Annotated in this window: 27 protein-coding genes; all 27 read left to right on the top strand. The window is 54.8% G+C overall.

The genetic code is table 11. From position 1 onward, the window contains the following. Positions 1-9: 9 nt before the first annotated feature. The 27 genes from HZA73_11640 (at position 10) to HZA73_11510 (ending at position 24515) form a co-directional block, all read left to right on the top strand. On the top strand, positions 10-645 hold the full coding sequence (locus HZA73_11640; GenBank protein ID MBI5806674.1) for a hypothetical protein: 636 nt from the start codon (positions 10-12) through the stop codon (positions 643-645). Positions 646-652: 7 nt separating this feature from the next. After that, complete coding sequence (locus tag HZA73_11635) at positions 653-1597, top strand: methionyl-tRNA formyltransferase (GenBank protein ID MBI5806673.1); 945 nt, start codon at positions 653-655, stop codon at positions 1595-1597. Then, positions 1594-2367 carry a DUF116 domain-containing protein gene (locus HZA73_11630; protein ID MBI5806672.1) on the top strand — a complete coding sequence of 258 codons (774 nt, stop codon included), beginning with the start codon at positions 1594-1596 and terminating at the stop codon, positions 2365-2367. The genes HZA73_11635 and HZA73_11630 overlap by 4 nt, the downstream gene beginning before the upstream one ends. Further along, the gene (rsmB, locus tag HZA73_11625) at positions 2349-3671 is read left to right on the top strand and encodes a 16S rRNA (cytosine(967)-C(5))-methyltransferase RsmB (protein ID MBI5806671.1); all 1323 of its coding nucleotides are present in this window, start codon (positions 2349-2351) and stop codon (positions 3669-3671) included. The genes HZA73_11630 and rsmB overlap by 19 nt, the downstream gene beginning before the upstream one ends. Positions 3672-3710: 39 nt before the next feature. Beyond that, a complete protein-coding gene (locus tag HZA73_11620) occupies positions 3711-4448 on the top strand; it encodes a PASTA domain-containing protein (protein MBI5806670.1) in 738 nt (245 codons plus the stop codon). Positions 4449-4450: 2 nt separating this feature from the next. Next, the gene (locus HZA73_11615; protein MBI5806669.1) at positions 4451-5191 is read left to right on the top strand and encodes a PASTA domain-containing protein; all 741 of its coding nucleotides are present in this window, start codon (positions 4451-4453) and stop codon (positions 5189-5191) included. A gap of 109 nt (positions 5192-5300) precedes the next feature. Beyond that, on the top strand, positions 5301-5948 hold the full coding sequence (locus HZA73_11610) for a ribulose-phosphate 3-epimerase (GenBank protein ID MBI5806668.1): 648 nt from the start codon (positions 5301-5303) through the stop codon (positions 5946-5948). Next, on the top strand, positions 5945-6454 hold the full coding sequence (locus tag HZA73_11605; protein ID MBI5806667.1) for a flavin reductase: 510 nt from the start codon (positions 5945-5947) through the stop codon (positions 6452-6454). The genes HZA73_11610 and HZA73_11605 overlap by 4 nt, the downstream gene beginning before the upstream one ends. Positions 6455-6546: 92 nt before the next feature. Beyond that, the gene (locus HZA73_11600; protein MBI5806666.1) at positions 6547-6708 is read left to right on the top strand and encodes a rubredoxin; all 162 of its coding nucleotides are present in this window, start codon (positions 6547-6549) and stop codon (positions 6706-6708) included. Positions 6709-6845: 137 nt separating this feature from the next. Continuing rightward, the gene (locus HZA73_11595; protein MBI5806665.1) at positions 6846-8024 is read left to right on the top strand and encodes an FprA family A-type flavoprotein; all 1179 of its coding nucleotides are present in this window, start codon (positions 6846-6848) and stop codon (positions 8022-8024) included. A gap of 125 nt (positions 8025-8149) precedes the next feature. Beyond that, positions 8150-8638, top strand: a complete 489-nt coding sequence (locus tag HZA73_11590; GenBank protein ID MBI5806664.1) for a ferritin — start codon at positions 8150-8152, stop codon at positions 8636-8638. Positions 8639-8789: 151 nt separating this feature from the next. Then, complete coding sequence (locus HZA73_11585; GenBank protein MBI5806663.1) at positions 8790-9998, top strand: hypothetical protein; 1209 nt, start codon at positions 8790-8792, stop codon at positions 9996-9998. A 143-nt stretch (positions 9999-10141) separates the two neighbouring features. After that, positions 10142-11461, top strand: a complete 1320-nt coding sequence (ffh, locus tag HZA73_11580; protein MBI5806662.1) for a signal recognition particle protein — start codon at positions 10142-10144, stop codon at positions 11459-11461. Between the two features lie 186 nt (positions 11462-11647). Next, positions 11648-11992: a 30S ribosomal protein S16 gene (gene rpsP / locus HZA73_11575; protein ID MBI5806661.1), complete on the top strand. Its 345-nt coding sequence runs from the start codon at positions 11648-11650 to the stop codon at positions 11990-11992. 6 nt (positions 11993-11998) lie between these two features. Further along, positions 11999-12235 carry a KH domain-containing protein gene (locus HZA73_11570; GenBank protein MBI5806660.1) on the top strand — a complete coding sequence of 79 codons (237 nt, stop codon included), beginning with the start codon at positions 11999-12001 and terminating at the stop codon, positions 12233-12235. 20 nt (positions 12236-12255) lie between these two features. Beyond that, complete coding sequence (rimM, locus tag HZA73_11565) at positions 12256-12789, top strand: 16S rRNA processing protein RimM (GenBank protein ID MBI5806659.1); 534 nt, start codon at positions 12256-12258, stop codon at positions 12787-12789. Further along, positions 12786-13532: a tRNA (guanosine(37)-N1)-methyltransferase TrmD gene (gene trmD / locus HZA73_11560; protein MBI5806658.1), complete on the top strand. Its 747-nt coding sequence runs from the start codon at positions 12786-12788 to the stop codon at positions 13530-13532. Before rimM ends, trmD begins: the two co-directional genes overlap by 4 nt. A gap of 113 nt (positions 13533-13645) precedes the next feature. Then, positions 13646-14035 carry a 50S ribosomal protein L19 gene (gene rplS, locus HZA73_11555; protein MBI5806657.1) on the top strand — a complete coding sequence of 130 codons (390 nt, stop codon included), beginning with the start codon at positions 13646-13648 and terminating at the stop codon, positions 14033-14035. A gap of 80 nt (positions 14036-14115) precedes the next feature. Further along, positions 14116-14769, top strand: coding sequence for a ribonuclease HII (locus HZA73_11550; protein ID MBI5806656.1), 654 nt, complete (start codon positions 14116-14118; stop codon positions 14767-14769). 135 nt (positions 14770-14904) lie between these two features. Then, positions 14905-15270 carry a YraN family protein gene (locus HZA73_11545; GenBank protein MBI5806655.1) on the top strand — a complete coding sequence of 122 codons (366 nt, stop codon included), beginning with the start codon at positions 14905-14907 and terminating at the stop codon, positions 15268-15270. A 187-nt stretch (positions 15271-15457) separates the two neighbouring features. After that, positions 15458-16669 (top strand): DNA modification methylase, encoded by a 1212-nt coding sequence (locus tag HZA73_11540; GenBank protein MBI5806654.1) that lies wholly within the window; start codon positions 15458-15460, stop codon positions 16667-16669. 4 nt (positions 16670-16673) lie between these two features. Next, complete coding sequence (locus tag HZA73_11535; GenBank protein MBI5806653.1) at positions 16674-17528, top strand: DNA methylase; 855 nt, start codon at positions 16674-16676, stop codon at positions 17526-17528. Positions 17529-17583: 55 nt separating this feature from the next. Next, positions 17584-19122: a YifB family Mg chelatase-like AAA ATPase gene (locus HZA73_11530; protein ID MBI5806652.1), complete on the top strand. Its 1539-nt coding sequence runs from the start codon at positions 17584-17586 to the stop codon at positions 19120-19122. Between the two features lie 84 nt (positions 19123-19206). Next, on the top strand, positions 19207-19917 hold the full coding sequence (gene bamD, locus HZA73_11525) for an outer membrane protein assembly factor BamD (protein MBI5806651.1): 711 nt from the start codon (positions 19207-19209) through the stop codon (positions 19915-19917). A gap of 157 nt (positions 19918-20074) precedes the next feature. Then, a complete protein-coding gene (locus HZA73_11520; GenBank protein MBI5806650.1) occupies positions 20075-20665 on the top strand; it encodes a nicotinate-nucleotide adenylyltransferase in 591 nt (196 codons plus the stop codon). Positions 20666-20667: 2 nt separating this feature from the next. After that, on the top strand, positions 20668-23889 hold the full coding sequence (locus HZA73_11515) for a cyclic nucleotide-binding domain-containing protein (protein ID MBI5806649.1): 3222 nt from the start codon (positions 20668-20670) through the stop codon (positions 23887-23889). 98 nt (positions 23890-23987) lie between these two features. Next, a complete protein-coding gene (locus HZA73_11510) occupies positions 23988-24515 on the top strand; it encodes an ORF6N domain-containing protein (GenBank protein MBI5806648.1) in 528 nt (175 codons plus the stop codon). Positions 24516-24611 lie beyond the last annotated feature (96 nt).

Here is a 24611-nt window from a genome sequence, read left to right as displayed (position 1 = left end):
GGGGGGAAAATGAAAAAAACACTAGCCATAGTTTTTATTCTGATCCTAATGCCGGCGGCAGTATTTGCCCAATGGAGCATGAACTTCAATTATGGCTGGCTGAATAATGCCTGTTCCGTTTGGAAAGTGTACGATAACCGCACCAAGCCTTTCTTTAACTGGGGTAATGGCTGGCAAATTGGCGGTGGCACTGAATTGCGGATGAAAAGCTGGCTGGCCGTGGGCGGATCGGGTTCCTACCAAAGTTTCAGCGCCAAACCTACAGGGGCGTACGAGGAATTTGCGTTTAGTTGCGTTTGGAATGGGGAGCCAACATGGCAGGCCCCTTTCGAGGTCTATGCCAGGTTAATAAAGGCGAGGTCACTTCTGGGAACCAACCTCAAGCTGGGTTTGGGGGTGATGACCTCGCATATTGGTCAGTTGACTGTTAATTCCATTGAAGGCGACTATTACCCTATGCAGTATACCAGAGTGGTGGAAGGTACAGGCGAGACGTTCTATCGCTCATTCGGCCAGATAAGCGCCGGAATAAGGGTCCCGATCACCGCCAGGCTGGGTATAACCGTTGATTACGGATATCTTTCCACCTTTGACAGAATGGTGCAGGAACTGCCATTCCAGCTGGGAATGAACATCAAGTGGTAGCTTAATAATGCAGATAGTATTCATGGGCACTCCGGCCTTTGCCGTACCCACCCTGGAGGCCCTCCATCACAAGGGACACGAGATACTGGCGGTCTTTGCCCAGCCGGACCGGCCGGCGGGCCGGGGCCGCAGCATTGCATTTTCCCCGGTCAAGCAAAAAGCGTTGGAACTGAACTTGCCGGTTTGCCAGCCGGCGGCATTAAAAGACAACAGCACCATTGATCACCTTTCAAACCTTCAGCCCGATGTTCTGGTGGTCGTAGCCTACGGTCTGCTTTTACCCCGGAACATCCTGAGTATACCCAAACACGGGGCGGTGAACCTGCACCCCTCGCTGCTGCCAAAATACCGGGGGGCGGCGCCCATCAACCACGCTTTGCTTCACGGCGACAAGGTGACCGGAATCACCAGCATCCTGATGAACAGCCGTATGGACGCCGGGGACATCATACTGCAGGAAACCGTGGCGATCAGTAACGATGAAAATGCAGGCCAGTTGGAGGAACGGTTGTCCGGGCTGGGAGCGGATCTCATAACTAGAAGTTTAGAAGTTATGAAGGAGGGAAGATCCGAATTCAAAAAACAGGATGAATCTTTGGTCACCTTTGCCCCGAAGCTTTCGCCAAAGGACGGGCACATAGACTGGAAACGAAAATCCCTGGAAATCCAAAACCAGGTGCGGGGGCTGACGCCCAGGCCCGGGGCTTTTACCATGTTCAAAGAGAAAAGGCTGGAGATCCTGGAAATTCTACAGAATACTGAATACAGAATACTGAATACCGAAGAAGTTCCGGGGCTGGTAGTTTCAATAGATAAGAGCAAGGGTCCGGTGATAAAAACCGGTGACGGGTCCTTAGTCCTGCTGAAAGTGAAGCCCCAGGGGAAAAAGGAAATGAGCGGCCAGGAATTCCTGCGGGGATACAGGCTGGATGCAGGCGAACAGTTAACATGAAAGTCAGCAAAAAAATATTCTTAAGCCTCTCCATCTTAAGCTTGGTGATCCTGATCGGCGGAGTGGCCGTGCTTTTCTGGCTGATAGTGCCCAGGCTGCAGCATTTGGGAGATTGGCTGTTCTATGCCGCCGCCATCGCCGCCGCGCTGTTCCTGCTGGTGGTAAGCGGGGGGCTGTTCCTGCTGTTCCTCTCCGCCTTGACTGAGAAGGATTTTCTGTTCCCCCACGGCAAGAAACAGGTGACGGTCAAGGTGCTGTATCCCCTGAACCTGATGCTGGGTTATCTGCTGGGGATCGGCCGGGAGAGGATAGGGGAATCGTTCGTAGCCTTCAACAATGCCCTGGTGCGGGCCGCCGGCAAACGGCTGGACCCGGCCCGGATCCTGATACTTCTGCCACACTGCCTGCAGCTGGCCGACTGCCCCCACCGGGTGACCTCCGACATTAGAAACTGCAAGCGCTGCGGGAAATGCCCCCTGACCGGCCTGGCCGCCATCGCCGATGAGACCGGGGTCCAGATCTCGGTGGCCACCGGCGGAACCCTGGCCCGCCGTGTGATCGTGGAGCTGAAGCCCACCTCCATCCTGGCGGTGGCCTGCGAGCGGGACCTGGTCTCGGGCATCCACGATGCCTATCCCATCCCGGTCTACGGCATTTTGAACCAGCGGCCGCACGGCCCCTGCCGCAACACCCTGGTGGACATGGATCAGGTGGCCCTGGGGCTTTCGGTGCTGCTGGGACGGGAGGTAAAGTGGAAGCACGGGAATTAGCGTTAAAGACCCTTTCCAAGGCCGGCACCGACGGAGTCTATTACGACCAGGTCCTTAAAAAGAATTTGAAGGAGAGCGGCCTTTCCCTGCCGGACAAGGCCCTGGCCCACGAACTGACAGCCGGGGTCCTGCGCCACCGGATGTGGCTGGACTGGGTGCTGGATCAGTCCCTGAAGAGCGGCCTGAAGTCGCTGACCCCCTGGGAACAGAACATCCTGCGCCTGGGTTTGTATCAGATCGCCAAGCTGGACCGGATCCCGCCTTTTGCCGCGGTCAACGAGAGCGTGAACCTGGCCAAACGCTATGGCCGCAAGAACATAATTGGCTTGACAAATGCGGTGCTACGGGATATAATTAGGCACCGAAGGCATTTGAAGCCAATAAGTTCGGGGGATAAAGCCCGGGACCTGTCCATAGAATATTCGCATCCCCTCTGGCTGGTGAAGCGCTGGCTGAAGGAACTGGGAGAAGCGGGGACGAAAGATCTGCTGCAGGCCAACAACCGGCAGGCCCAGGTCATCATCCGCCCAAACACCCTGAAAACAGGGGCTTTGGAGCTTCAGGAAAACTTAAGCCTGTCGGGCATCAATACCTCGGCCAATAGATACATTCCGGCTGCACTGGAAGTGGATAACCCGGCGGGGCTGGCTGATGACTCATTGTTCAGCCGGGGATATTTCTATTATCAGGATCCCTCCAGCCAGGCGGTTTCCCTGCTGGCCCGGGCCAAACCAGGCGACTGTGTCCTGGACCTGTGCGCCGCTCCCGGCGGCAAGGCCGGCGCGGTGCTGGAGCAGATGGGGGACATTGGAAACCTGCTGGCGGTTGACCTTTCGGAACAAAAACTTTCTTTGATCAAGGAGAATTTCACCCGGCTGGGATTGAAATCGTATTCCCTTGTCTGCGCCGATGCCGCAGTATTTTCCTTCCGGAAAAAGTTCGACCTGGTGCTGATAGACGCGCCCTGCAGCGGCCTGGGGGCGCTTCGCCGCCGGCTGGACATCCGGTGGAGGATAAAGGAGCCGGACATCGCCCGGCTATCCCAACTGCAGCTTCAGATACTCACCAACGCGGCCGGGCTGGTCAAACCCGGCGGGGCCCTGGTCTACAGCACATGCACGGTGACGCCGGAGGAGAACCGGGGGGTGATAAAAAAGTTCCTGGCCCAAAACCAGGAGTTCACCATCGAAGACGCCGGGAATTTCGTGCCCCGGGAGCTGGTTCAAGACGGGTTCTTCAGCAGCTGGCCCCATCTCCACGGCATGGACGGAGCCTTTGCCGCCCGGCTGGTCAGACAGAAATAACCACCCATTCAATATATTACCTAAATTACGGAGCGCTTCATGCCAATTTACGAGCAGAGCAGCAGCAAAAAGCCGGTGATCGCGGCCATCATCTCGGGATCCCTAAGCGGGCTTTTGATGAGCCTGCTTTTCTGGGGCGTGATCCAGCCCATCATGGACATGTCCGAGGTCCCGGATGTGACCGGCAAGAAGGTGGAGATAGCCAAGTCCATCCTGGAGGGCCGGGGTTTCCGGGTCTACACGGAGGACGCCATCAACGATGCCACCGTGCCCGAGGGCGCGGTCAGCAAGCAGGACCCGGTACCGGGGGGCAAGGTGCGCAAGGGTTCCACCATCAAGGTATGGCCCAACGGCGGTGGTTCCAGCGTTCCGATGCTGCAGGGGCTGCTGCTGCCCCAGGCCACGGTTATGTTGCAGCAGGCCGGGCTGAAGCTGGGGCAGGTTTCCATGCAACCCTCCGATTCCGTGCCCAAGGATGCGGTGATATCCAGCAACCCGGCATTCAACAACAAGACCCAGAAGGACAGCCCGGTGGACCTGGTGGTCAGCGCCGGGGCCGGAGAAGTGGCGGTGCCGGCGGTGAAGGGCTACGGGAAAAGCAGGTCCCAGGAGATGATCAAGCAGGCCGGGCTTAATGTGGGCAGCGTCCGCTACATTTACGACGAAGAGAACGACCCGGGCCTGGTGGTCCGGCAGGATCCCCAGGCCGGCTCCAAGGTGGCCAAGGGCTCCAACGTCAGCATCTGGGTGACCACCGACATCGAACCCGAAGAATAAAGATGGCAGGCATTTTCAAGACATATCCTAAATTTTGGCGGACCGTGCTGATCCTTTCCGCAGTGTTTCTGTTTGGTTTTTTGCTGAGCAACTTTGTGATGATGCCCTGGGTGGTGCGGCGGGGAGCGGTGGTGGAGATGCCGGACATCAAGGGCCTGACCTTCGACCAGGCTAAAGAGGTCCTTTCCCAAAAGGGCCTGGACATAATGCTGGCCGGATGGCAGTATGATCCCGGCATCCCCGACAGCTCGGTGTCCCTGCAGGAACCGGAGCCCAAGATGATGGTCAAGATCGGGCGCAAGGTGAAAGTGATCCTGAGCCGGGGCACCGAAAAGATCACGGTGCCTTATCTGGTGGGGCTCTCCTCGGTCCGGGCCATAAACCTGTTGGACCGGAGCGGGCTTAAAGTGGCGGGGATCGACAGCTTGGCCAGCGACTCGGTGGCTTTGGGCTGCGTGGTCTGTTCCAATCCTCCTTCCGGCGCCCAGCTGACCCGGGAGAGCGGGGTCCGGCTCACCTTGAGCAGCGGACCCACCGAGGGCAAGATGCTGATGCCGGACCTGATGGGCAAAAAGCTGGCCGAGGTCCAGGGATCGCTGGTGGCCCAGGGCCTGGTGATAGGCCAGATCAAGTACCTGCCGGGCCAGTCGGCCGAGCCGGGAACCATCATAATGCAGGCTCCCCAGCCGGGCTTCGTAATCAGGGGCGGCGACACGGTGAACATGGCGGTCAGCGCCAACTGAGAGACAGGAAACTAACCTTCGATTAACTCAGGTCAAGAAAATAAAAAATCAAAGATAAAATACCGGGAACGATTTTTGATCTTTTATATTTCCTTTTTTATTTTATAAGATGACTTTGATCGCAGCTTCCCTGTTGTCGGCCGATTTTGCCGAACTTAAGAACGAGATCCGCTCGGTGGAACAGGGCGGGGCAGACTGGCTGCACCTGGATGTGATGGACGGGCACTTCGTGCCCAATATAACATTCGGGCCCTTCATCGTTAAGTCCATCAAGGGATCCTCCCATCTGCCGCTGGATGCCCATCTGATGATCACCGATCCCCTGAAGTACGCCCCGGAATTCGCCAAGGCCGGCGCCGACTACATTACCATCCACGCCGAGGTCATAGAAGACCTGGCATCGGCCATCGCACAGATCAAAAAGCTAAAGGTCAAGGCCGGGCTCTCGGTTAACCCCGAAACCCCGTTGGACAAGGTTTTGGCGGTGATCGGCGAGATAGATCTTTTCTTAGTGATGAGCGTCCATCCCGGTTTCGGCGGGCAGAAGTTCATGCCGGAGGTATTGGACAAAGTGCGGACCATCAAGAAACTAAAGGACCAGGGGAAGACCAAAACCCTGATATCCATAGACGGCGGGATCAATCCCGAAACTTCGCGCCAGGCCAGGGAGGCCGGGGTCGAGGTGCTGGTGGCCGGAGCGGCCGTCTTCGGGGCCCCGGATCGGGCCGCCCGCATCAAAGCCATCAGGGGCGGATGATGGACAAGAACGCCTTCAGGCTGATCAGCTACGGGATGTACCTGGTCTCCAGCTACGGGCCCGGCAAACTGAACGGGCAGATAGCCAACACCGTCTTCCAGGTAACGGCCGAGCCGCCGCTGATGGCGGTTAGCCTGAACTGCCTTAACTACACCACCGAGCTGATAAAGGGTTCCCGGAAATTCTCCATCGCGGTACTGTCCCAGGAGGCCCCCCTGACTCTGATCGGCACCTTCGGCTTCAAGTGCGGCCGCCAGGTGGACAAGTTCAGTGGGATGAAATACGAGACCTGCCCCAGCGGCAACCCCAAACTGCTGGAATACAGCCTGGCCCATTTTGACATAGAGGTCACTCAGACAGTGGAGCTTGGCAGCCACACGCTTTTCATCGGGAAAGCGGTGGAATCCCAGATCCTGGCCGAGGGGCAGCCCATGACCTACGAATACTACCATAAAATAAAAGGCGGCAAGACCCAGCAGAACGCTCCCTCGTACATCAAGGGTTAGGATTTTATTCCCGCTAAAGTCTCGAAACCGCACGAAATGATTTAGGTCTTTTCGTGTATTTAGTGGGGGAAATATAAAGTGGGAGAGATGCCATGAAGAAGTACACCTGCACCGTCTGCGGATACGAGTATGATCCGGTGGCCGGCGATCCCGACAACGGGGTAAAGCCCGGCACGGCTTTCAATGACATTCCCGACGACTGGGTCTGCCCGGTGTGCGGGGCCGACAAGGAGGCCTTTGAGCCGGAGGACTAAAACGGAGCTTTAAACCACAAAGACACAAAGGGGTCGTAATTCAACCTTGGAGGACTTAGCGTCTTAGCGGTTCAGAAGGAATTGAGTTTCAGGAATTTGACATGTAGTATGAGCAGATATTTACAATTAGAGAAAAGATGATCCGTGAATTAAAGAAGAACATATACGCAGTGGGGGTGCAGGACTGGGACCGGAGGCTCTTTGACGAGCTGATCCCGCTGCCCCACGGCACCAGCTATAACTGCTATCTGGTCAAGGGCAGTCAAAAGACAGCGCTGGTGGATTCCGTGGACCCGGCCAGGTACGAGGAGCTGCTGGCCAACCTGTCCGAGCACGATGTAAAGGCGCTCGACTACATCGTCTGCGACCACGCCGAGCAGGATCACTCCGGCTCTATCGGTTTCCTGGCGGAGAAATTCCCGCAGGCGGCGGTGGTGACCAACGAGAAGTGCAAGGGCTTTTTGATGGACCTCTTGCACATCCCGGAGAACAGGTTTCAGGTGGTCAAGGACGGGGACACCCTTTCCCTGGGTGACAAGACCTTTGAGTTCATCCTGGCCCCCTGGGTGCACTGGCCGGAGACCATGTTCAGTTTTCTGAGAGAGGACAAGGTCCTCTTCACCTGCGATTTCCTGGGCTCGCACCTGGCCACCACCGACATCTTCGCCTGCGACGACACGGTGCTGGAGGGCGCCAAACGCTATTACGCCGAGATCATGATGCCCTTCCGCAGCTCCATCGTCAAGCATCTGCAGAGGCTGGAGGCCATGGACATAGACCTGATAGGCCCCAGCCACGGACCGGTGTACAAAAAGCCGTTCCACATCATGGAGGCCTACAAGGACTGGAGTTCGGAGAATGTAAAGAACGAAGTGGTGATACCATGGGTCTCCATGCACGGCAGCACCGAGGCCATGGTGAAACACCTGACCGAGGCCCTGGTCAAAAGGGGAATCGCAGTAAAACCCTTCAACCTTACCAAGACCGACACCGGGGAACTGGCCTCCTCCCTGGTCGATGCCGCCACGGTGATCCTGGCCACCTCCACAGCTCTGGTGGGCCCGCATCCCCAGGGGCTGTACGCCGCGGCGCTGGTGGGGGCCTTAAGGCCCAAGACAAAGTTCCTGGGAATCATCGGATCCTACGGCTGGGGCAGCAAGGCGGTGGAGACCATCAAGTCGCTTTTAACCAACCTCAAGGCCGAGGTGCTGGAGCCGGTCTACATCAAGGGCGCGCCGCGCAAAGAGGACTTTGAGGCGTTGGACAAACTGGCGGAGACCATACTGGAAAAGCACAAAGTTTTGGGCTTGCTTTGATCGTTTGAAATAGTCTAAATTGTTTGAATCGTTTGGAGGGGAAAAGCATCTAAACAATGAATGGGATGCGCGGTTATAAACGCCAAACAACAAACAATAAACTTCTCAAACTTAAGGAGAATATCATGATCAAGCAGAGCGTTCAGGACATCATCAACAAGCAGATCAACGCCGAGATGTATTCGGCATACCTGTATCTGGGTATGGCGGGATGGTGCACCGACCAGAACCTCAACGGGGCCGCCCAGTGGTTCAAGGTCCAGGCCAAGGAGGAGATGGGCCACGCCATGAAATTCTACAAGTTCCTGGAGGACACCAATTCCCAGATAGCGCTCAAGGCCATAGACGCCCCGCCGGCCAAGTGGGCCAGCCTGCTAACCGTCTTCGAGGACGCCTACAAGCACGAGCAGAAGGTGACGGCCATGATCTACGACATCGTCAACCTGGCCACCAAGGAAGGCGACCACGCCACGGCCAGCATGTGCAAGTGGTTCGTGGACGAGCAGGTGGAGGAAGAGGCCCAGACCCTGGAGATAGTGAACCAGATCAAGATGCTGGGAGATTCCAAGGGATCGCTGTTCATGCTGGACCGCCAGCTGGGCAAACGGGAATAACCCAACCCCTACACCCCTTCCCGCATCGGGAAGGGGACGGGGGTTAGGCCATAACATCGCTGTCAGACCCGCCTGATCCCTGGCGGTATTTTGAGGGATCATTCAGTACAAACTGGCGGCGATTTCTATTTGGTGTTTTTACCAGAATTATATGAGAAAAGCAGTCATTTCCATATCAGCTATTATAATAGCTTGTTTCAACCTGCATGCGGTCGAGGGAAATGACAGGCCGGGCATACACGGGGGATTGGTCCATGTCCAAGATAACAAGATAAGGCTGTTGGCCGGAGATATCGTGCTGGATGCCTCCCGCATTATTGTTTCACACCAACAGTTATCAAGAATCGGCGTGCCGGTGCAATGCCGGTATAGTCTCAAAAATATATCTGATGACACGATCGAGGTAAAATTTGAATTCCCTTTTGCAAGGGCCAGCTCCGGTGAATCAGAGGGGATAAACGTCAATTTCACGGCACTTGAGAACAATAAGAGGGTCGTCACCGATAGGGTGAAAAACAATCTCGATGCGTTCAGTTATGTCTGGAAGATCAGGTATCTGCCCAATGAACAAAAGGAAATACTCTGCGAATACATTGGATATGCCGACATCACAGACATCGGGGGAACTGGTGATATTTGGGAAATTAAATTTAGTACCAATGGTGCAAGGCTTAAGTATTCACTGCCGGACACGGTCAGAATAAAATTTATTTTGCCCCAAGATGCCGATGGATATTTAAACAACGCTTTAGTGAAATCGTACGATGATAGTTACCAAAAGGCGCATGAAATAAAACCAGCAAATTATATTAAAACGGCCAGGGAATTAAGCTGGACATATGTAACGGGTCGATCAGATACATTACCGAACAAAGGTGAAGTGCCAGTTACCGCATTGCTAACGGAAGATATTAACATTTCTTTTATAAGTTGCTTGCTCCCCGATTCATCCAAACCCGATGTTGAGAAAAAATATGTTCTGAAAACAAATAATGATTTGTTTTTGGAGTTGTTCGGGCCGGGTATAATTGGTTCTATCAATTACAGCAGGAATATTGCTCAAAGATATTCTATTCGGGCTGGTACCTGTGGGATATTTAACACAGTAACAGTAAATAAGATAACCAGTGTTAAAAAAAGAACCTGGGGCGAAGCAGGTACAGGACTTGTTCTAGTCATAGGTGGAAATAAAGTAGAATATCTTTGGTGGTCAGGCTCCGTATATTACTGCCATAAGATAGAAGATTTAAACCTATATTACCGTATTGGCTTAAGCTCGGTTGTGGGAGCGCGGCCCAATACAATGGATGACATCCCACCTCTCCTTTCACCAAGCTTTGGATTGGGTAGCAGGTTTTAAACGGTCCTTGATCCCTGGCGGTATTTTGAGGGATCATTCAGTACAAACTGACGGCGATTTCTATTTACCGGGGTTGCCCGCGAAAAACACGAAAAGATCCGAAAATATTATTGTTAATTTAGTGCCTTTAGTGGGCATAAAATATGTTCGACTCCTTAACTGAAAAATTCACCGGGCTTTTCAAGGACCTGACCGGGCAGGGCAAACTCTCCGAGGCCAACATCAAAGAGGCCAGCGCCAAGGTGCGGCGGGCTTTGCTGGAGGCCGACGTCAACTACAAAGTCGTCAAGGACTTTGCGGCCGCGGTAGAGGCCAAGGCGCTGGGCGAGGATGTGCTGACCAGCATCACCCCGGGCCAGAAGTTCGTCAAGATCGTCTACGACCAGATAGTGGAGACTTTGGGCTCGGTCAGCCAGCCGCTGACGCTTTCCCCCCAGCCGCCCACCGTGATCATGGTCTGCGGATTGCAGGGCTCGGGCAAGACCACCACCTGCGCCAAGCTGGCCAAGCATTTGTCAAAACCCGGCCGGCGGATCATGCTGGCGGCGGCCGACATCTACCGGCCGGCGGCGGTGCAGCAGCTGGAGATCCTGGCCAAGCAGGCGGGCTGCGATTTCTTCAAACTGGAATCCACCGACGTGGCCCAGATCTGCCAGGAGGCCAAGCAGGAAGCGGTCAAGAAACTCATAGACGTGCTGATCTTAGACACCGCCGGGCGGCTGCACATAGACACCGAGATGATGGCCGAGCTGGAGCGGGTGCAAAAGACAGTCAAGCCGCAGGAGATCCTCCTGGTCGTTGACGGGATGACCGGCCAGGACGCGGTCAACATTGCCACCGAGTTCTCCAAGGCCCTGCCCATGTCCGGGGTGATCATGACCAAGCTGGACGGCGACGCCCGGGGCGGCGCGGCCCTTTCCCTAAAGGTGATCTCGGGCCAGCCCATCAAGTTCATCGGGGTGGGGGAAAAGCTTTCGGCCCTGGAAGAGTTCCACCCCAGCCGGGTGGCCTCGCGCATCCTGGGCATGGGCGACGTGGTGGGACTGGTCGAGAAGGCCCAGAATGTCTTCGATGAAAAACAGGCCGTAAAGCTTGAGGAGAAACTGCGCAAGCAGAGCTTTACCCTGGAGGACTTTGCCGGCCAGATGAAGCAGATGAAGAAGATGGGCTCGCTGTCCGACATCATGAAGATGCTGCCGGGCGGGATGAGCCTGCCCAAGGACGCCGCCATAGACGACCGGGCGCTGGGAGCCATAGAGGCCATCATCAGCTCCATGACCCCCCAGGAGCGGCAGAAGCCCCAGATCATCAACGGCAGCCGCAAGCGGAGGATAGCCATGGGCAGCGGCACCAGCGTCCAGCAGGTTAACCAGCTGCTGAACCAGTTCGAGATGAGCCAGCGGATGATGAAGCAGATGATGAACTCCAAAGGCCGGGGGTTCAAGATGCCGCAGGGGTTCTGATTTATTCCGGGGCAGACAGGATTAACATGATTTCACGGATTCAATTTTAAACATGGGCGCTTAATATGATTTTTGTCGGACGGTGGTGGTAATATGAGAGTGCCTAAACCGCATATCAAAAATTAAATATAAAAAATAAAATACAAACAAAGAACAAACAAACAATATCAAGGAGGAGACAGGTTAATGTCAGTATCAATCAGGATGACCCGGATGGGGGCCAACAAGATCGCCTATTACCGGATAGTGGTCGCGCCCACCCGCTCCAAGAAGGACGGAGCCCAGCTGGACACCTTGGGAACCTACCGGCCCGGAGCCAACCCCAAGGAAGCCAAAATCAACCTGGAAAAGACCCGGGTGTGGCTGAAGAACGGCGCCATCGCCTCGCCCACCGCCCAGCGGCTGATCAAGCTGGCCGAAGCCGCGGTCAAGGCCGGCGGCGACCCCAAGGAGGTAAAGCTGAACTTCACCCAGGCTTCCACCAAAAAATCCCACAAGGTAAGACTGGCGGCCCAAAAGAAAAAGGACTAAACCAATATGTTAAAAGATTTAGTGGAATACCTGGTCAAGTCGCTGGTGGACCAGCCGGAGAAGGTCAGCATCACCGAGAATCAGAAGGATGCCGGCACTCTGGTCTACGAGCTGCGGGTGGCCAAGGATGACATCGGCAAGGTGATCGGCAAAAGGGGCCGCACCGCCCAGTCTATCCGCACCCTGCTTTCGGCGGCCGGGTCCAAGATCGGCAAGCGCACCGGCCTGGAAATAATCGAGTAGCCGGCAGGCGGCAGACATTGATGCAGAACTTTGATCCCGGCCGGATAGACCGGGAGCGCCTGATCTACGTGGCCACGGTGGTAAGGCCCCACGGTCTTGTAGGGACGCTGAAGGTGAAGGTGGACTCGGACAACCCTTTGCGCTTTGCCCCCCAAAGCCGGCTGCTGCTGGTGCAGGGCGAAAGAATCATTCCGGTGGTGGTGGAAAGTTTTTCCCCTCAGGACCGGTTCGGGCTGCTGAAGCTGAAAGAGGTCATCAGCGTGGAACAGGCCGGAGAGCTGAAGGGCGCCGAGCTGGCGGTCCTGGACGAGGACCTGAAGCCCTTGCCGCCCGGGCAATACTACACCTTTCAGATCATAGGACTTAAAGTGGTCTCGGAGCAGGGCCAGGAGCTGGGCCAGATAGTCCAAGTAGAAGAATACCCGGCCGGAGACATCTACCTGGTGCAGTCGGACCGGGAAAAGTTCTACGTTCCGTCCAAGGGCCCGGTGATAGTGAAGATCGAACTGGAGCAGGGCCGGATGGTGATCCGCGACCTGGAGGGCCTGAGATGAAGATCACGGTACTGACACTCTTTCCGGGAATGTTCCCGGCGGCCCTAAGCGAAAGCATCATCGGATTGGCCAGCCAAAAGGGCCTGGTGGAATTCAACCTGGTCAACATCCGCGATTTTGCCCACGACAAGCACCGGGTCTGCGACGACGAGCCCTACGGCGGAGGGCCGGGGATGATCATGAAGCCCGAGCCGATCTTCGCGGCGGTCGAAGCTCTCCGGTCCAAGGAACCTAAACCCAAAGTTATCCTGCTTTCGCCCCGGGGCAAGACCTACACTCAGGAAACGGCCCAAAGCTTAAAGACCGAAGAGCATCTGGCCTTTTTGTGCGGGCACTACAAGGACATCGACGAGCGGGTGCGGACCATAGTGGACCTGGACATCTCGATCGGCGATTACATCCTGTCCGGCGGCGAGATCGCAGCCCTGGCGGTGATAGACTCCATAGTCCGGCTGCTGCCGGGGGCCATCTCCGATCCGGTGTCGGCCGAGCGCGATTCCTTTGAGAACGGACTGCTGGACCATCCCCACTATACCCGGCCCGAGGACTTCCGGGGGATGAAGGTTCCCGAGGTGTTGCGTTCCGGACATCACGGCCAGATCCAGAAATGGCGGCGGGGGGAATCGCTGAGGATCACCAAAGAATTCAGGCCGGACCTGCTGGACAAGATACCATTGTCAAAAGAAGACAGGGAATTGCTGGAAGACCGGGAACCGCAAGGTCAAATGGGAAATGGGAAATAGGAAATCGTGATGTGCGGTTCAAAGTCAACATCATTAATAGAATCTAATAAACAAAAATATAACCAACAAGGAGAGACCCTCCTTTAAGACAAACCGGAGGCAAAAGAAAAACCATGAACAAACAGGCAGTACTAAACAGCATCGCGGCCGAGTTCACCAAGACCGCCCAGGTAAAGTTCCGGCCCGGCGACACCGTCAAGGTCCAGGTCAAGGTCATCGAGGGCGACAAGGAACGTCTCCAGGCCTTTCAGGGCGTGGTGATCCAGAAGCGGGGCGGCGGGGTCGGCGCCACCTTTACTGTGCGCAAGGTCTCGGGCGGGATCGGAGTGGAGAGGATCTTTCCGCTGTATTCCCCCAACATTGCCGCTATCACAGTGGTCAGCCAGGGTTCGGTGCGCCGGGCCAAGCTGTTCTACCTGAGGAAGCTCACCGGCAAGGCGGCCAAGATAGCCCAGAAGCAGCAGCGGGCAGCGGCCCCGGCCGAAGCCCCGGCCAAAGCCTAAACCATTTTCAAGCGCCTAAATTAGGGGGAGCCTTGTTCCTTAACGGGAGACCGGCGAACCCTTTTTAGGCGTCAGGCAATTTGGGAAGCAAAGCGGAAAATAATGCCTGCCGGAGCCTGGCCGGATTCGACGCCGCCCTGGCGGCGGAGCACTCCTGTCTTATTGCCGGCGTGGACGAGGCCGGGCGAGGCCCCTGGGCCGGTCCGGTGGTGGCGGCAGCGGTGATCCTGCCTTTGGACTGCCGGCTGGTGGGGATCAACGACTCAAAAAAACTTACGCCCCAAAAACGGCGGCAGGCCTTGGGGCTTATCCTGTCCCAGGCAGTGGCGGTGGGGCTGGGAATGGTGGACCCCGCCGGGATAGACAGGATCAACATCCTGCAGGCCACCTTCAAAGCCATGGGCTTTGCCCTTTGTTCCCTGCGGGAGGAACCGGGGCTGATCATAGTTGACGGCAACAAGAAGATCCCCCGGCTTCCGGCCAGATTCTCCAGCATTACCCAAAGATCCATCATAAAGGGCGACGGCTTAAGCCTGTCCATAGCCGCGGCCTCCATAGTGGCCAAGTGCTTTAGGGACTCTTTGATGGAGGGATACGAGCTGGAATATCCCGGCTACGGGTTCGTCCGGCACAAGGGCTACGGAACGAAGGAACACCAAAAGGCCCTTGCAAAACTGGGTCCCTGTCCCATTCACCGCAATAGCTATGCGCCGGTGAGAGCGTTGCTGGAGTAACTGCAGTCGATGTCACTCTGAGAATGGCATCGTGCCTGCCAGATCGAAGAGCGACGATATCATCCCTCAAATTGTCAGGCATGGATGGACTCTCGGGATGACAGGTTTGTGTAAATATCTAAGAGATGTGTGAGTATGAGCGCGAAAGATGAAGCGGGGAAAAAGGGGGAGGAACTGGCGGTGTCGCATCTCCTTTCCCAGGGTTTTAAGCTGGCCGAGCGCAACTGGCGGCCGGGCCGGGAGGGCGAGATCGACATCATCGCCTTCGACCAAAGTGTCCTGGTGTTCATCGAGGTCAAGACCAGGACCAACGACAACTTCGGCCACCCCCTTCAGGCCGTCACCAGGAATAAGCAGAAACAGATGGGCCGTCTGGCCAGGTGCTACCTCTACCAAAAGGGTCTGTACGGCCGGGTGGACTGCCGGTTCGACGTGGTCGGGGTCAGGCTGGGCTGGGGCCCGCCCCAGCTCCAGCACCTCCGGGACGCCTTCAGGCTGTGAGACATTGATGGATAAAATACGATAACAATAATAACGATGAATGAGTAAGCACATGAAAAATAGAACAGAGATAAGCCAGCAGCATTCTGGGCACAATTATGCTACTAATCACGGAATCGATATTTTAGAAATATTCCCGCAAGAAATTAAGATTGAGCAAAACTATTCGGCTACTTTTGCGGGTAATATGGTTTTGCCCATTCACAAATGGTATAGATACACAGCTGGTTTTTCTGCAATCTGGGCAAAGCAACTTATTGAACTTCATAAATCAAAGGGCCGGACAAGAGTAATTGACCCATTTGCGGGGTCAGGGACTGTTTTGCTGGAAAGTGAGTTTGAAAATGTTGAATCTATGGGCTTGGAATCACACCCTTACATATATCGTATCGCAAAAACTAAGTTAGCTTGGAATTATCCCGCCGAAAAATTTAAAGAATCCGCTTTGCTGCTTTTGCATCAGGCGAAAAAAAAGAAAATAAATAAAACGGATTTCCCGAAGCTCATATTGAGCTGCTATCCGCTTGATATTATTCAAAAATTAGAAGCCCTCAAACAAACTTGGCTGGAAACAGAACAAGAAAAAGAAATAAAAGATTTCAATTGGTTTGTTATTACATCAATATTACGAACGACTTCACCGGTGGGAACTGCTCAATGGCAATACATTCAGCCCAACAAAACAAAAGCAAAAGTAATAGACCCCTTTGTTGCTTATGAGAGCAAAGTGAATGAAATGTATTTTGACATGAAGGGGTTGCAAAATAAAAACAAAAACGTAAAACACGCAAAATTATTCAATGAAGATGCCAGGGATATAAAATCCATACCAAAGGGATGGGGTGATTTGGTTATTACCTCACCTCCTTACGCCAACAATTACGACTATGCTGACGCTACAAGGCTGGAAATGACTTTTTGGGGAGATATAAATGGTTGGTGCGATTTGCAGGAAAACGTAAGAAAGCATTTGGTGAGAGCTTGCACGCAGCATGTTTCAAAATTGGGAAATGAAATAGAGAGTATTCTTTCGGATTGCAAATTGAAACCAATTCAGGAAGAATTAAGCGAAGTATACGAAGCTCTCAAATTGGAAAGGCTGAAACACGGGGGAAAGAAAAATTATCATTTAATGATTGCGGCTTATTTCAAAGATCTGGCAGAGGTGTTTCATTCGTTGCGTAGCGTAACAAATGAAAATTGTTTAATGTGTTTTGTGATTGGAGATTCCGCTCCTTACGGGATATACGTGCCTGTAGATAAATGGCTTGGAGAATTGGCTGTCTCTGCTGGATTCGACAGTTACTCCTTTGAAAAACTACGCGACAGAAACGTAAAATGGAAAAATAGAAAACACACCGTTCCCTTGCAAGAGGGAAGGCTTTGGATTAAAGGATAAAAATATGGCAGAATCACTTTCTCATAAATTTGGCCAAATTATTGGCGACCTTTTAGAATTAGCCATTCAACCGCATCTTTCAAAATTCGCAAGGCTGAACAAGCTTTATCTTGATAAGAGCGGTGATAGAAAAGCAAGACCGGGCAAAAAGGTTACTTGGATTGACAGCAAAGGCAACAAACACGATCTTGATTTTGTGCTGGAACGTGGCGGTACGGAAAGCAGAGTGGGTATTCCAGTTGCATTTATTGAATCAGCTTGGCGAAGATATACCAAGCATTCACGGAATAAAGCACAAGAAATCCAAAGTGCTATAATTCCACTTTCCGAGAAGTATAGAAATTCATCTCCGTTTATGGGCGTAATCCTGGCAGGCGTTTTTACACAGGGAGCATTGACCCAACTTAAATCACTTGGATTTGGTGTTTTATACTTCCCTTACGATACCGTTGTAAAAGCCTTTCGCAAGTATGGCATCAATGCTAATTTTGACGAAAAGACCACGGAACAAGAGTTTAAGAGGAAAATAGATAGTTGGAATAAACTGCAAAATAAAGAAGATGTTGCCAAAGAACTGCTTCGTCTAAACAAAAAGGAAGTAAAAGGGTTTTTCGACGTATTGACAGAATCTGTTTCGCGTTTTGTAGCGAGTATTATTATTCTTCCCTTGCATGGTCAAGAAGCAATAACAAGCTCGGTCACAGAGGCAATTGTTTTTCTCGAAAAGTATCAAGAAGACAATAACAAAATGCCTATTGCTAAATATGAAATCATAATCAAGTACAATACCGGTGACAGAATAGAGGCAACTTTCAAAGACAGAAAATCAACCATTAAATTCTTGGAAACTTATCGCTAAATAATAACCCCCTGCGTATCTGGCGCAGGGACAATGAATACAACCAATATTTATTATGCTTTCAAAACTTTTGTCCTCGGCGGTGCTGGGGATCGACGCTTATTTGGTGGAGATCGAGACCGATCTCAGCTCCAACCTGCCCGGCTTTGCCATGGTGGGCCTTCCCGACAGCGCGGTCAAGGAATCGCGGGAGCGGGTGGAGAGCGCCATCAAGAACTCCGGGCTTTTGTTCCCCTTAAAAAAGATCACCGTCAACCTGGCCCCGGCCGACATCAGGAAAGAAGGCTCGGCCTTTGATCTGCCCATAGCCCTGGGGATCCTGGCCGCCCACCAGCAGCTGGACCCCGGCCGCTTCGCCGAGGTGGCGGTGATGGGCGAGCTTTCGCTGGACGGTTCATTGCGTCCCATCAAGGGGGCTTTGCCGATAGCGGTGGCGGTGCGGGCCGCCGGGCTGAAGGGCCTGATGCTGCCGCTGGAGAACGCCCGGGAGGCCGGGATAGTGGACGGGGTGGAGGTCTACCCGGTGTCCTCGCTGCGGCAGGCGGTGGATTTCTTCAACCGCCAGCTGCAGATAGAACCTTTCACGGTGGACATGGGCCAGGTGTTCGCCGAGTCGGCCAGATACAACGTTGATTTTTCCGACGTCAAGGGCCAGGCCCACGTCAAACGGGCGCTGGAGGTGGCGGCGGCCGGGGGCCACAACATCCTGATGATCGGGCCGCCGGGTTCGGGCAAGACCATGCTGGCCCGCCGCTTTCCCACCATCCTGCCCAAGATGTCTTTGGACGAGGCCCTGGAGACCACCAAGATCCACAGCGTGGCCGGCCTGATGCCGCCCCACACTGCCCTGGTGGCCACCCGGCCCTTCCGCTCGCCACATCACACCATCAGCGACGCCGGCTTGATCGGCGGCGGAGCCCATCCCCGTCCGGGCGAGGTCTCGCTGGCCCATCACGGGGTGCTGTTCCTGGACGAGCTGCCGGAGTTCAACAAGAATGTGCTGGAGGTGATGCGCCAGCCCCTGGAGGACGGCAAGGTCACCATTTCCCGGGCCGCCATGTCGCTGACCTTTCCCGCCTCCTTCATGCTGGCCGCGGCCATGAACCCCTGCCCCTGCGGCTACTACACCGACAGCAGCCACCAGTGCAGCTGCAACCCCCAGTTCATCCAAAAGTACCTGTCCCGGGTCTCGGGCCCGCTGCTGGACCGGATAGACATCCACATCGAGGTCCCGGCGCTTAAGTACCAGGAGCTTTCCCAGAAGGATCCGGGCGAGCCCTCAACTGTGATCCAGAAGCGGGTGGATATTGCCCGGCAGCTGCAGCTGGACCGGTACCAGGGCCGGCGCCACATCTACTGCAACGCCCACATGCAGACCAAGGACATCCGCAAATACTGCGGGATAGACGCCGGCTCCGAAGAACTTTTAAGGGCGGCCATCAGCAAATTCGGTTTTTCGGCCCGGGCCTACGACCGGATACTTAAGGTCTCACGGACCATCGCCGACCTGGACGGGGCGGGGGACATCAGCGCCACCCACATTTCCGAGGCCATCCAGTACCGGAGCCTGGACCGCAACGTCTGGGGACAGTGATCCAAAGTTTGAAATGTTCGAAATGGTTAGAAACGTTGGAAAAGTTAGAAAAACCAAACAAAGCTAATAAATATAAAGGACAAAATGAAGAAATACTTATTACCGATTATGTTGATCATCCTGTCCCTGGGCCTGGTTTCCTGCGGGGGCAAAAAAGCTATGGTGAAAAAAATGGAGGCCGACGACTACTACGCCCGGGGCCAGCAGTTCTTCCAGAACAAAAAATACGTGGACGCCATGGACGATTTCAAGGCCGTGGTCTTCAACTATTCCGGCAGCAAGCTGGCCCTGGACGCCAATTACTTCCTGGCCGAGTGCTATCTAAGGACCCGCGATTATCCCGGAGCCATCGCCGAGTTCCAGCAGATACTGAACACCTACTCGCCCTGCCGCTACGACGACGAGTCCCGGTTCAAGATCGCCCTGTGCTATTACAAGGACTCGCCGGGCTACGCCCTGGACCAGAGCGAGACCACGGTCAAAGCCGGACAGTCACTGAACCTCTATTTCACCTATTTGTCCGACACCACCTGGGCCCCGGAAGCCCGCCAGCTTAAGGGCAACATCGAGGACAAGCTGGCCCACAAGGAATTCGATGCCGGGCGGATATATTTTAAAATGAAGCGTTACGCCCCTGCCAAATTATACCTGGAAAACCTGATGACCCAGTATCCCCAGACCCGCTGGGCAGGCGAGGCCAAGAAACTTTTGGACCAGATCCCGGCTGCGGTAAAGGTCCAGCCGGCCCTGCCGGACAGCACCCCGGTCACCGCCGACAGCAGCCAGGGCAAATAGCAGAAAGCGATTTAAGCCTCTGACGTTCTATCCGCAGATTCGGCAGATCTCCGCAGATTTATCTATGGAAAATTAAATATTGGAGGATTAATTATAATCTGCGTTAATCTGTGGATAGGAATTCCCGTTGTAACTTAATACAGTCATTTAAAACCAAATGCCAACACCAAAGCGTATAGGAATATTCGGTGGGACCTTTGATCCCATTCATCTGGGCCACCTGATCGTGGCCCAGCAGACGGCGGAAATACTGGGGTTGGACCGGGTCATCTTCATCCCGGCCGGACAGCCCCCCCACAAGGGCGGAGAAAAACTGTCCCCGGCAAGGGATCGTTATCAGATGGTGCGCCTGGCGGTCAGGGGCAACCGGCTGTTCAGCGTCTCGGATATCGAAATACGGTCAAAGCGCGCGTCCTATACCGTCAACACTTTAAAAGCCTTGAAGTCAAAATACAAGACCGCCGGGCTTTTTTTGCTTTTGGGGCTGGACCAGGCGGTCCTGCTTTCAACCTGGAAGGAACCGCAAAAACTCTTTGAACTGGCCACGGTCTGCGTGCTGAGCCGCCCCGGTTTTTCCCGGAACGAAGTGGAGCCCCGCTGGAGGAAGATGCTCCGGTTTTTGCCGGTCAGCCTGATCGACATCAGCGCCACCGCCATCCGGGACAGGGTCCGCCGCTCCCAAGCCATCCGCTATCTGGTGCCGGAATCTGCGGCCCGCTACATCAAAAACAAAAAACTGTATCAGTGACCATGCCCGACCAATCCACATCAACCGGGACAGAGACCGTTTCCATCTGGCAACGGCTCGTTGCCACTTTGGATTTCTCCAAACAGAAGCCTCAACTAAAGCCGGGAGCCGAGGAGGCCTGCTTTGCCGACCGCCAGGGCCAGGAATATTTTGTGGTCAAGGCCCCGGAGGGCAGCGGTTACATAAAGCTGGGGCTTAAAGACTACTTCCTTTACTCATCCTTCACCGGCCGGAAGACCATTCAAGAAATCCTGGTGGACTATTTTCGGAAATTCGGGTCGCTGGCCTTCTCCCGGATCGGCACCCTGTACCAGGAGCTTTTTGCCGGAGGGTTCCTGGTTCAAAAACCTTCCAACTTTTACAAGAACCTGGCCCAGAGGATCCGTCACCAAAAACCGCTGGTCAAGATACTGGACCTGATAAAGAACCTTCCCCAGCGGCAGTGGCCTATCCCCAATTTTGATAATCTGACCGGTATCCTGTACCGGGGCGGTTTCAAGTATTTCTTCTCCCTGCCTGCAAAAATTATCTCCGGGATGATGATCCTGGCCGGCCTGGCCTCCTTTGGGGTCCTGGTCAAAGGCGGGCAGTACAGTGTGCTCAAATCCTCGGGCTCCTATCTGACCGGGCTGATCATCCTGGTTATGCTGAACTATCTGGCGGTGATCACCCACGAGATGTCCCACGCCCTGGCTTGCAAGCATTACAAGCGGAAGGTCAACAGCGGGGGGACCATCCTGTACCTGGGCTTTCCGGCCTTCTATGTGGACACCACCGACGCCTGGCTGCTGCCCAAGGACCAGCGGTTGTTCATCTCCCTGGTGGGGCCCTATACTCAGGCCTTCCTGGCCGGAGCGGCTTCCCTTTTAGCCGTCCTGATGCCGGGCTTCTTTTTGAACCCCCTGCTTTACAAATTCGCCTTTCTTTCCTTCGTCTCGGTCTTCGCCAACTTCAATCCCAGTTTGGAACTGGACGGTTACTACATGCTGGTGGACTGGCTGGAACTGCCGGGGCTAAAGACCAAGGCCGCCCAGTTCATCAAGCAAGGCTTGAAGGCCAAGCTCAAATCCAGGGAACCGTTTACCCGGGAGGAAAGGATCTACGCCGGTTTCAAGCTGTGGAGCTATGTCTGGTCGGCTTTCGCCTTGGGCATCGCCCTGTATTTCTGGCGGCTGCAGGCCGCCCGAATCTGGCATAAGTTTCTAAGCGGCACCACCAGCCAGGCCCGCTGGTGGCTGACGGCGGTCCTGGCACTGGCCCTGCTGGGGGCGCTGGCGGCCCTGCGCAAACATATCGTTAAAATAGCCGCCGGGGCCTGGCAAGGCCTTTTAAAACTGGTGCGCCAGAAACCGCTGTTGGCTTCCCTGAGCCTGCTGGCCTTCTTTGGTGCGGCAGCCCTGCTTATCTCCCTGTTTCCGGCCTGGGTCAGGATACTGCTGATGTTGCCCTTCGGGGCCATGGCCCTGCTGGTGTTCTTACGGGTCCATTCCTATTACCGGGGGTCCCATCTTTCCCTGGTCTTCTGGTGCCTGCTGCTGGCTTCGCTCTGGCAAATGGGCTTGGCCTCGTTTACTTCCAACATTCACCCCTACCTCTGGCTGGTATCGTCCGGAGCCTTGGCCCTGGCCGGGTTCAGCCAGTTCTCCTACTCCAGCCTCAGGCGGTGGCGCCAATGGCAGCGCTGGCTGTGGGGGGCTTTGTGGGCCTTAATGATGCTGGTGATCTCCGTCAACCCGGGATTTTCCCCGCCCCAGACGCTGGGGATCATGCTGCTTTGGTCAACCTTTTTAATGGTGCTGTCGCTTTACTGGAATAACCAGGGATCTTCGCTGGAATATTTCTGGATGATCGTTCTGACCGGACTGCTGGGCCAGAATGTGATGACCGTCTGGCGGCTGCCGGCCCGGCTGGATCTTTTCCCGGCCCTGATGCAGACCTTGGCCCTGCTGTGGCTGTACCTGATTATCAAGGGCACCTCCTGGCAGCCCGAGACCTCCACTTTTGAAGCGGCCGACTCCGAGCGGCGCCGGATGCGCCAGGCCGCCGTCAAGATATACAAACTATCCCGCACCCATTTTGCCGCTTTCTTCGGCGAGTCTTCGGCCAAGGCCATGGACGACCGCCTGAACCTGGTGCTGATTGAAAAAGGCTGGCCCATCAGATTATACGGCGACAAGAGCGAGGAGCGATTCGAGCGCGACCGGGGGATACTGGAACGGAGTCCGGCCTTCAAGGGCCTGCTGGACGAGATGTATTTTTACATCTCCCGGATCACCGGGTCCTATTTCGCCAAAAACACCTTCAAGACCGCCTACGAGAGCCTGTACTGGGAGGAGCGGGAGATCGCCCAGCAGTACCTGATGTCCGGCTGCCACTGGTCCGAAGGCCTGACCCTAAAAAAGCTCTCCCGTGAGAAGAAGGATGCCCAGGACGTGATCACTGGTGTGGCCCGGTTCTGGGAGCTTTCACAGGAGGAGGCCAAGGTGTTCTTCTCCCGGCTTAAGGAGGACCGGCGCAAGGCCGGCGAGACCATCATCCGGCAGGGCGAGGAGGGCGACAAGTTCTACATCATCAAGTCCGGGCAGGTGGAGATCTCCATTCAGAAAGACGGCGGTCCGGCCCAGATCGCGGCCCTGCTGGCCCGGGGCGACTACTTCGGCGAGATCGCCCTGATCAAGAAGGTCCCCCGCACCGCCACCGCCCGTGCCGTGTCCGACTGTTCGCTGCTAACTTTGGAGCGGGCCGACTTCGAGTTGCTGATGTCCCAAAAGGTGGACCTGGGGCCACGGATTGACCGCCTGCTGGAGAACCGGGGCTTCCTGGTGAAGCTGCCATTGTTCTCGGAATTCGCCCCGGCCCAGGTGGCCATGGCCGCCTCCCGGCTGATCCCCAGGCGCTGCCAGCCGGGGGAGGCGGTGATCGCCCAGGGCGAGCTGGGCGACAGCTTTTACATCATCAAGGAAGGGCAGTTCGAGGTCTGGGTGGAGCGGGAGGGCCAGAAGAACAAGGTGGCCGCATTGGGCCCGGGCGAATATTTCGGGGAGATCGCCCTGCTGTTGGACATGCCCCGCACCGCCAGCGTGGTCTCCCAGGGCCAGGGCCTGGTGCTGCAGCTGCACAAGGATGATTTCAAGAGCCTTTTGGGAGAGCACCTGTATTTCTACAAAAGCCTGGAGCAGGCCTCCAGCCGGAGATTGAAGGACACCCGGCACAAGGTGAGCTGACGGACAAACTGCAAGAACTATCGGTGCGGGTTTATTTCTGATTGTTTAAAGGAATGATTAATAAAAAGTTGAACACATCTGTTATTGTGAGGCAAATTATGAAGAGTGGGGTGGATTTGGTGCCGGTGGATTTCATAGAACAAGCAATTCATGCCATAAGGGGGCATAAAATAATATTGGACCACGATTTGGCCAATTTATACGGCGTTCCAGTAAAGGTATTGAACCAGGCGGTCAAGCGAAATATTGTAAGGTTTCCCGAAGATTTCATGTTTCAATTGACTGTCGAGGAACAGATTGTTTTAAGGTCACAAATTGTGACCTTAAAACCTGGGCGGGGCGGGCATCGTAAATACCGGCCATATGCTTTTACCGAACAGGGGGTAGCCATGCTATCCGGTGTATTAAACAGCGACAGGGCCATAGCGGTGAATATCGAGATCATGAGAACTTTCGTAAAAATGCGGAGGATGTTGACATCCCATGACAAACTGGCCCAAAAAGTGGCTCAAATGGAAAAGCACTACGATGGCAATTTCAAGGCAATATTCGCAGCCATTAAACAGCTGATAGAACCTGATGCACCGAAGCGCCGCCCGATAGGGTTTAAAAGGGATGCCGTTTAGAGTAGAATAACATTAATACCGGAATATTACTGGAGGAACCGGCCTCCAGCCGCCGGTTGAAGGATTCTATGTGCAAAATTAATACGGAGTAATGCA

Source organism: candidate division TA06 bacterium (assembly GCA_016235665.1).
Lineage (GTDB): Bacteria > Edwardsbacteria > AC1 > AC1 > EtOH8 > UBA5202.
This window is presented reverse-complemented; position numbering and strand designations above follow the sequence as displayed.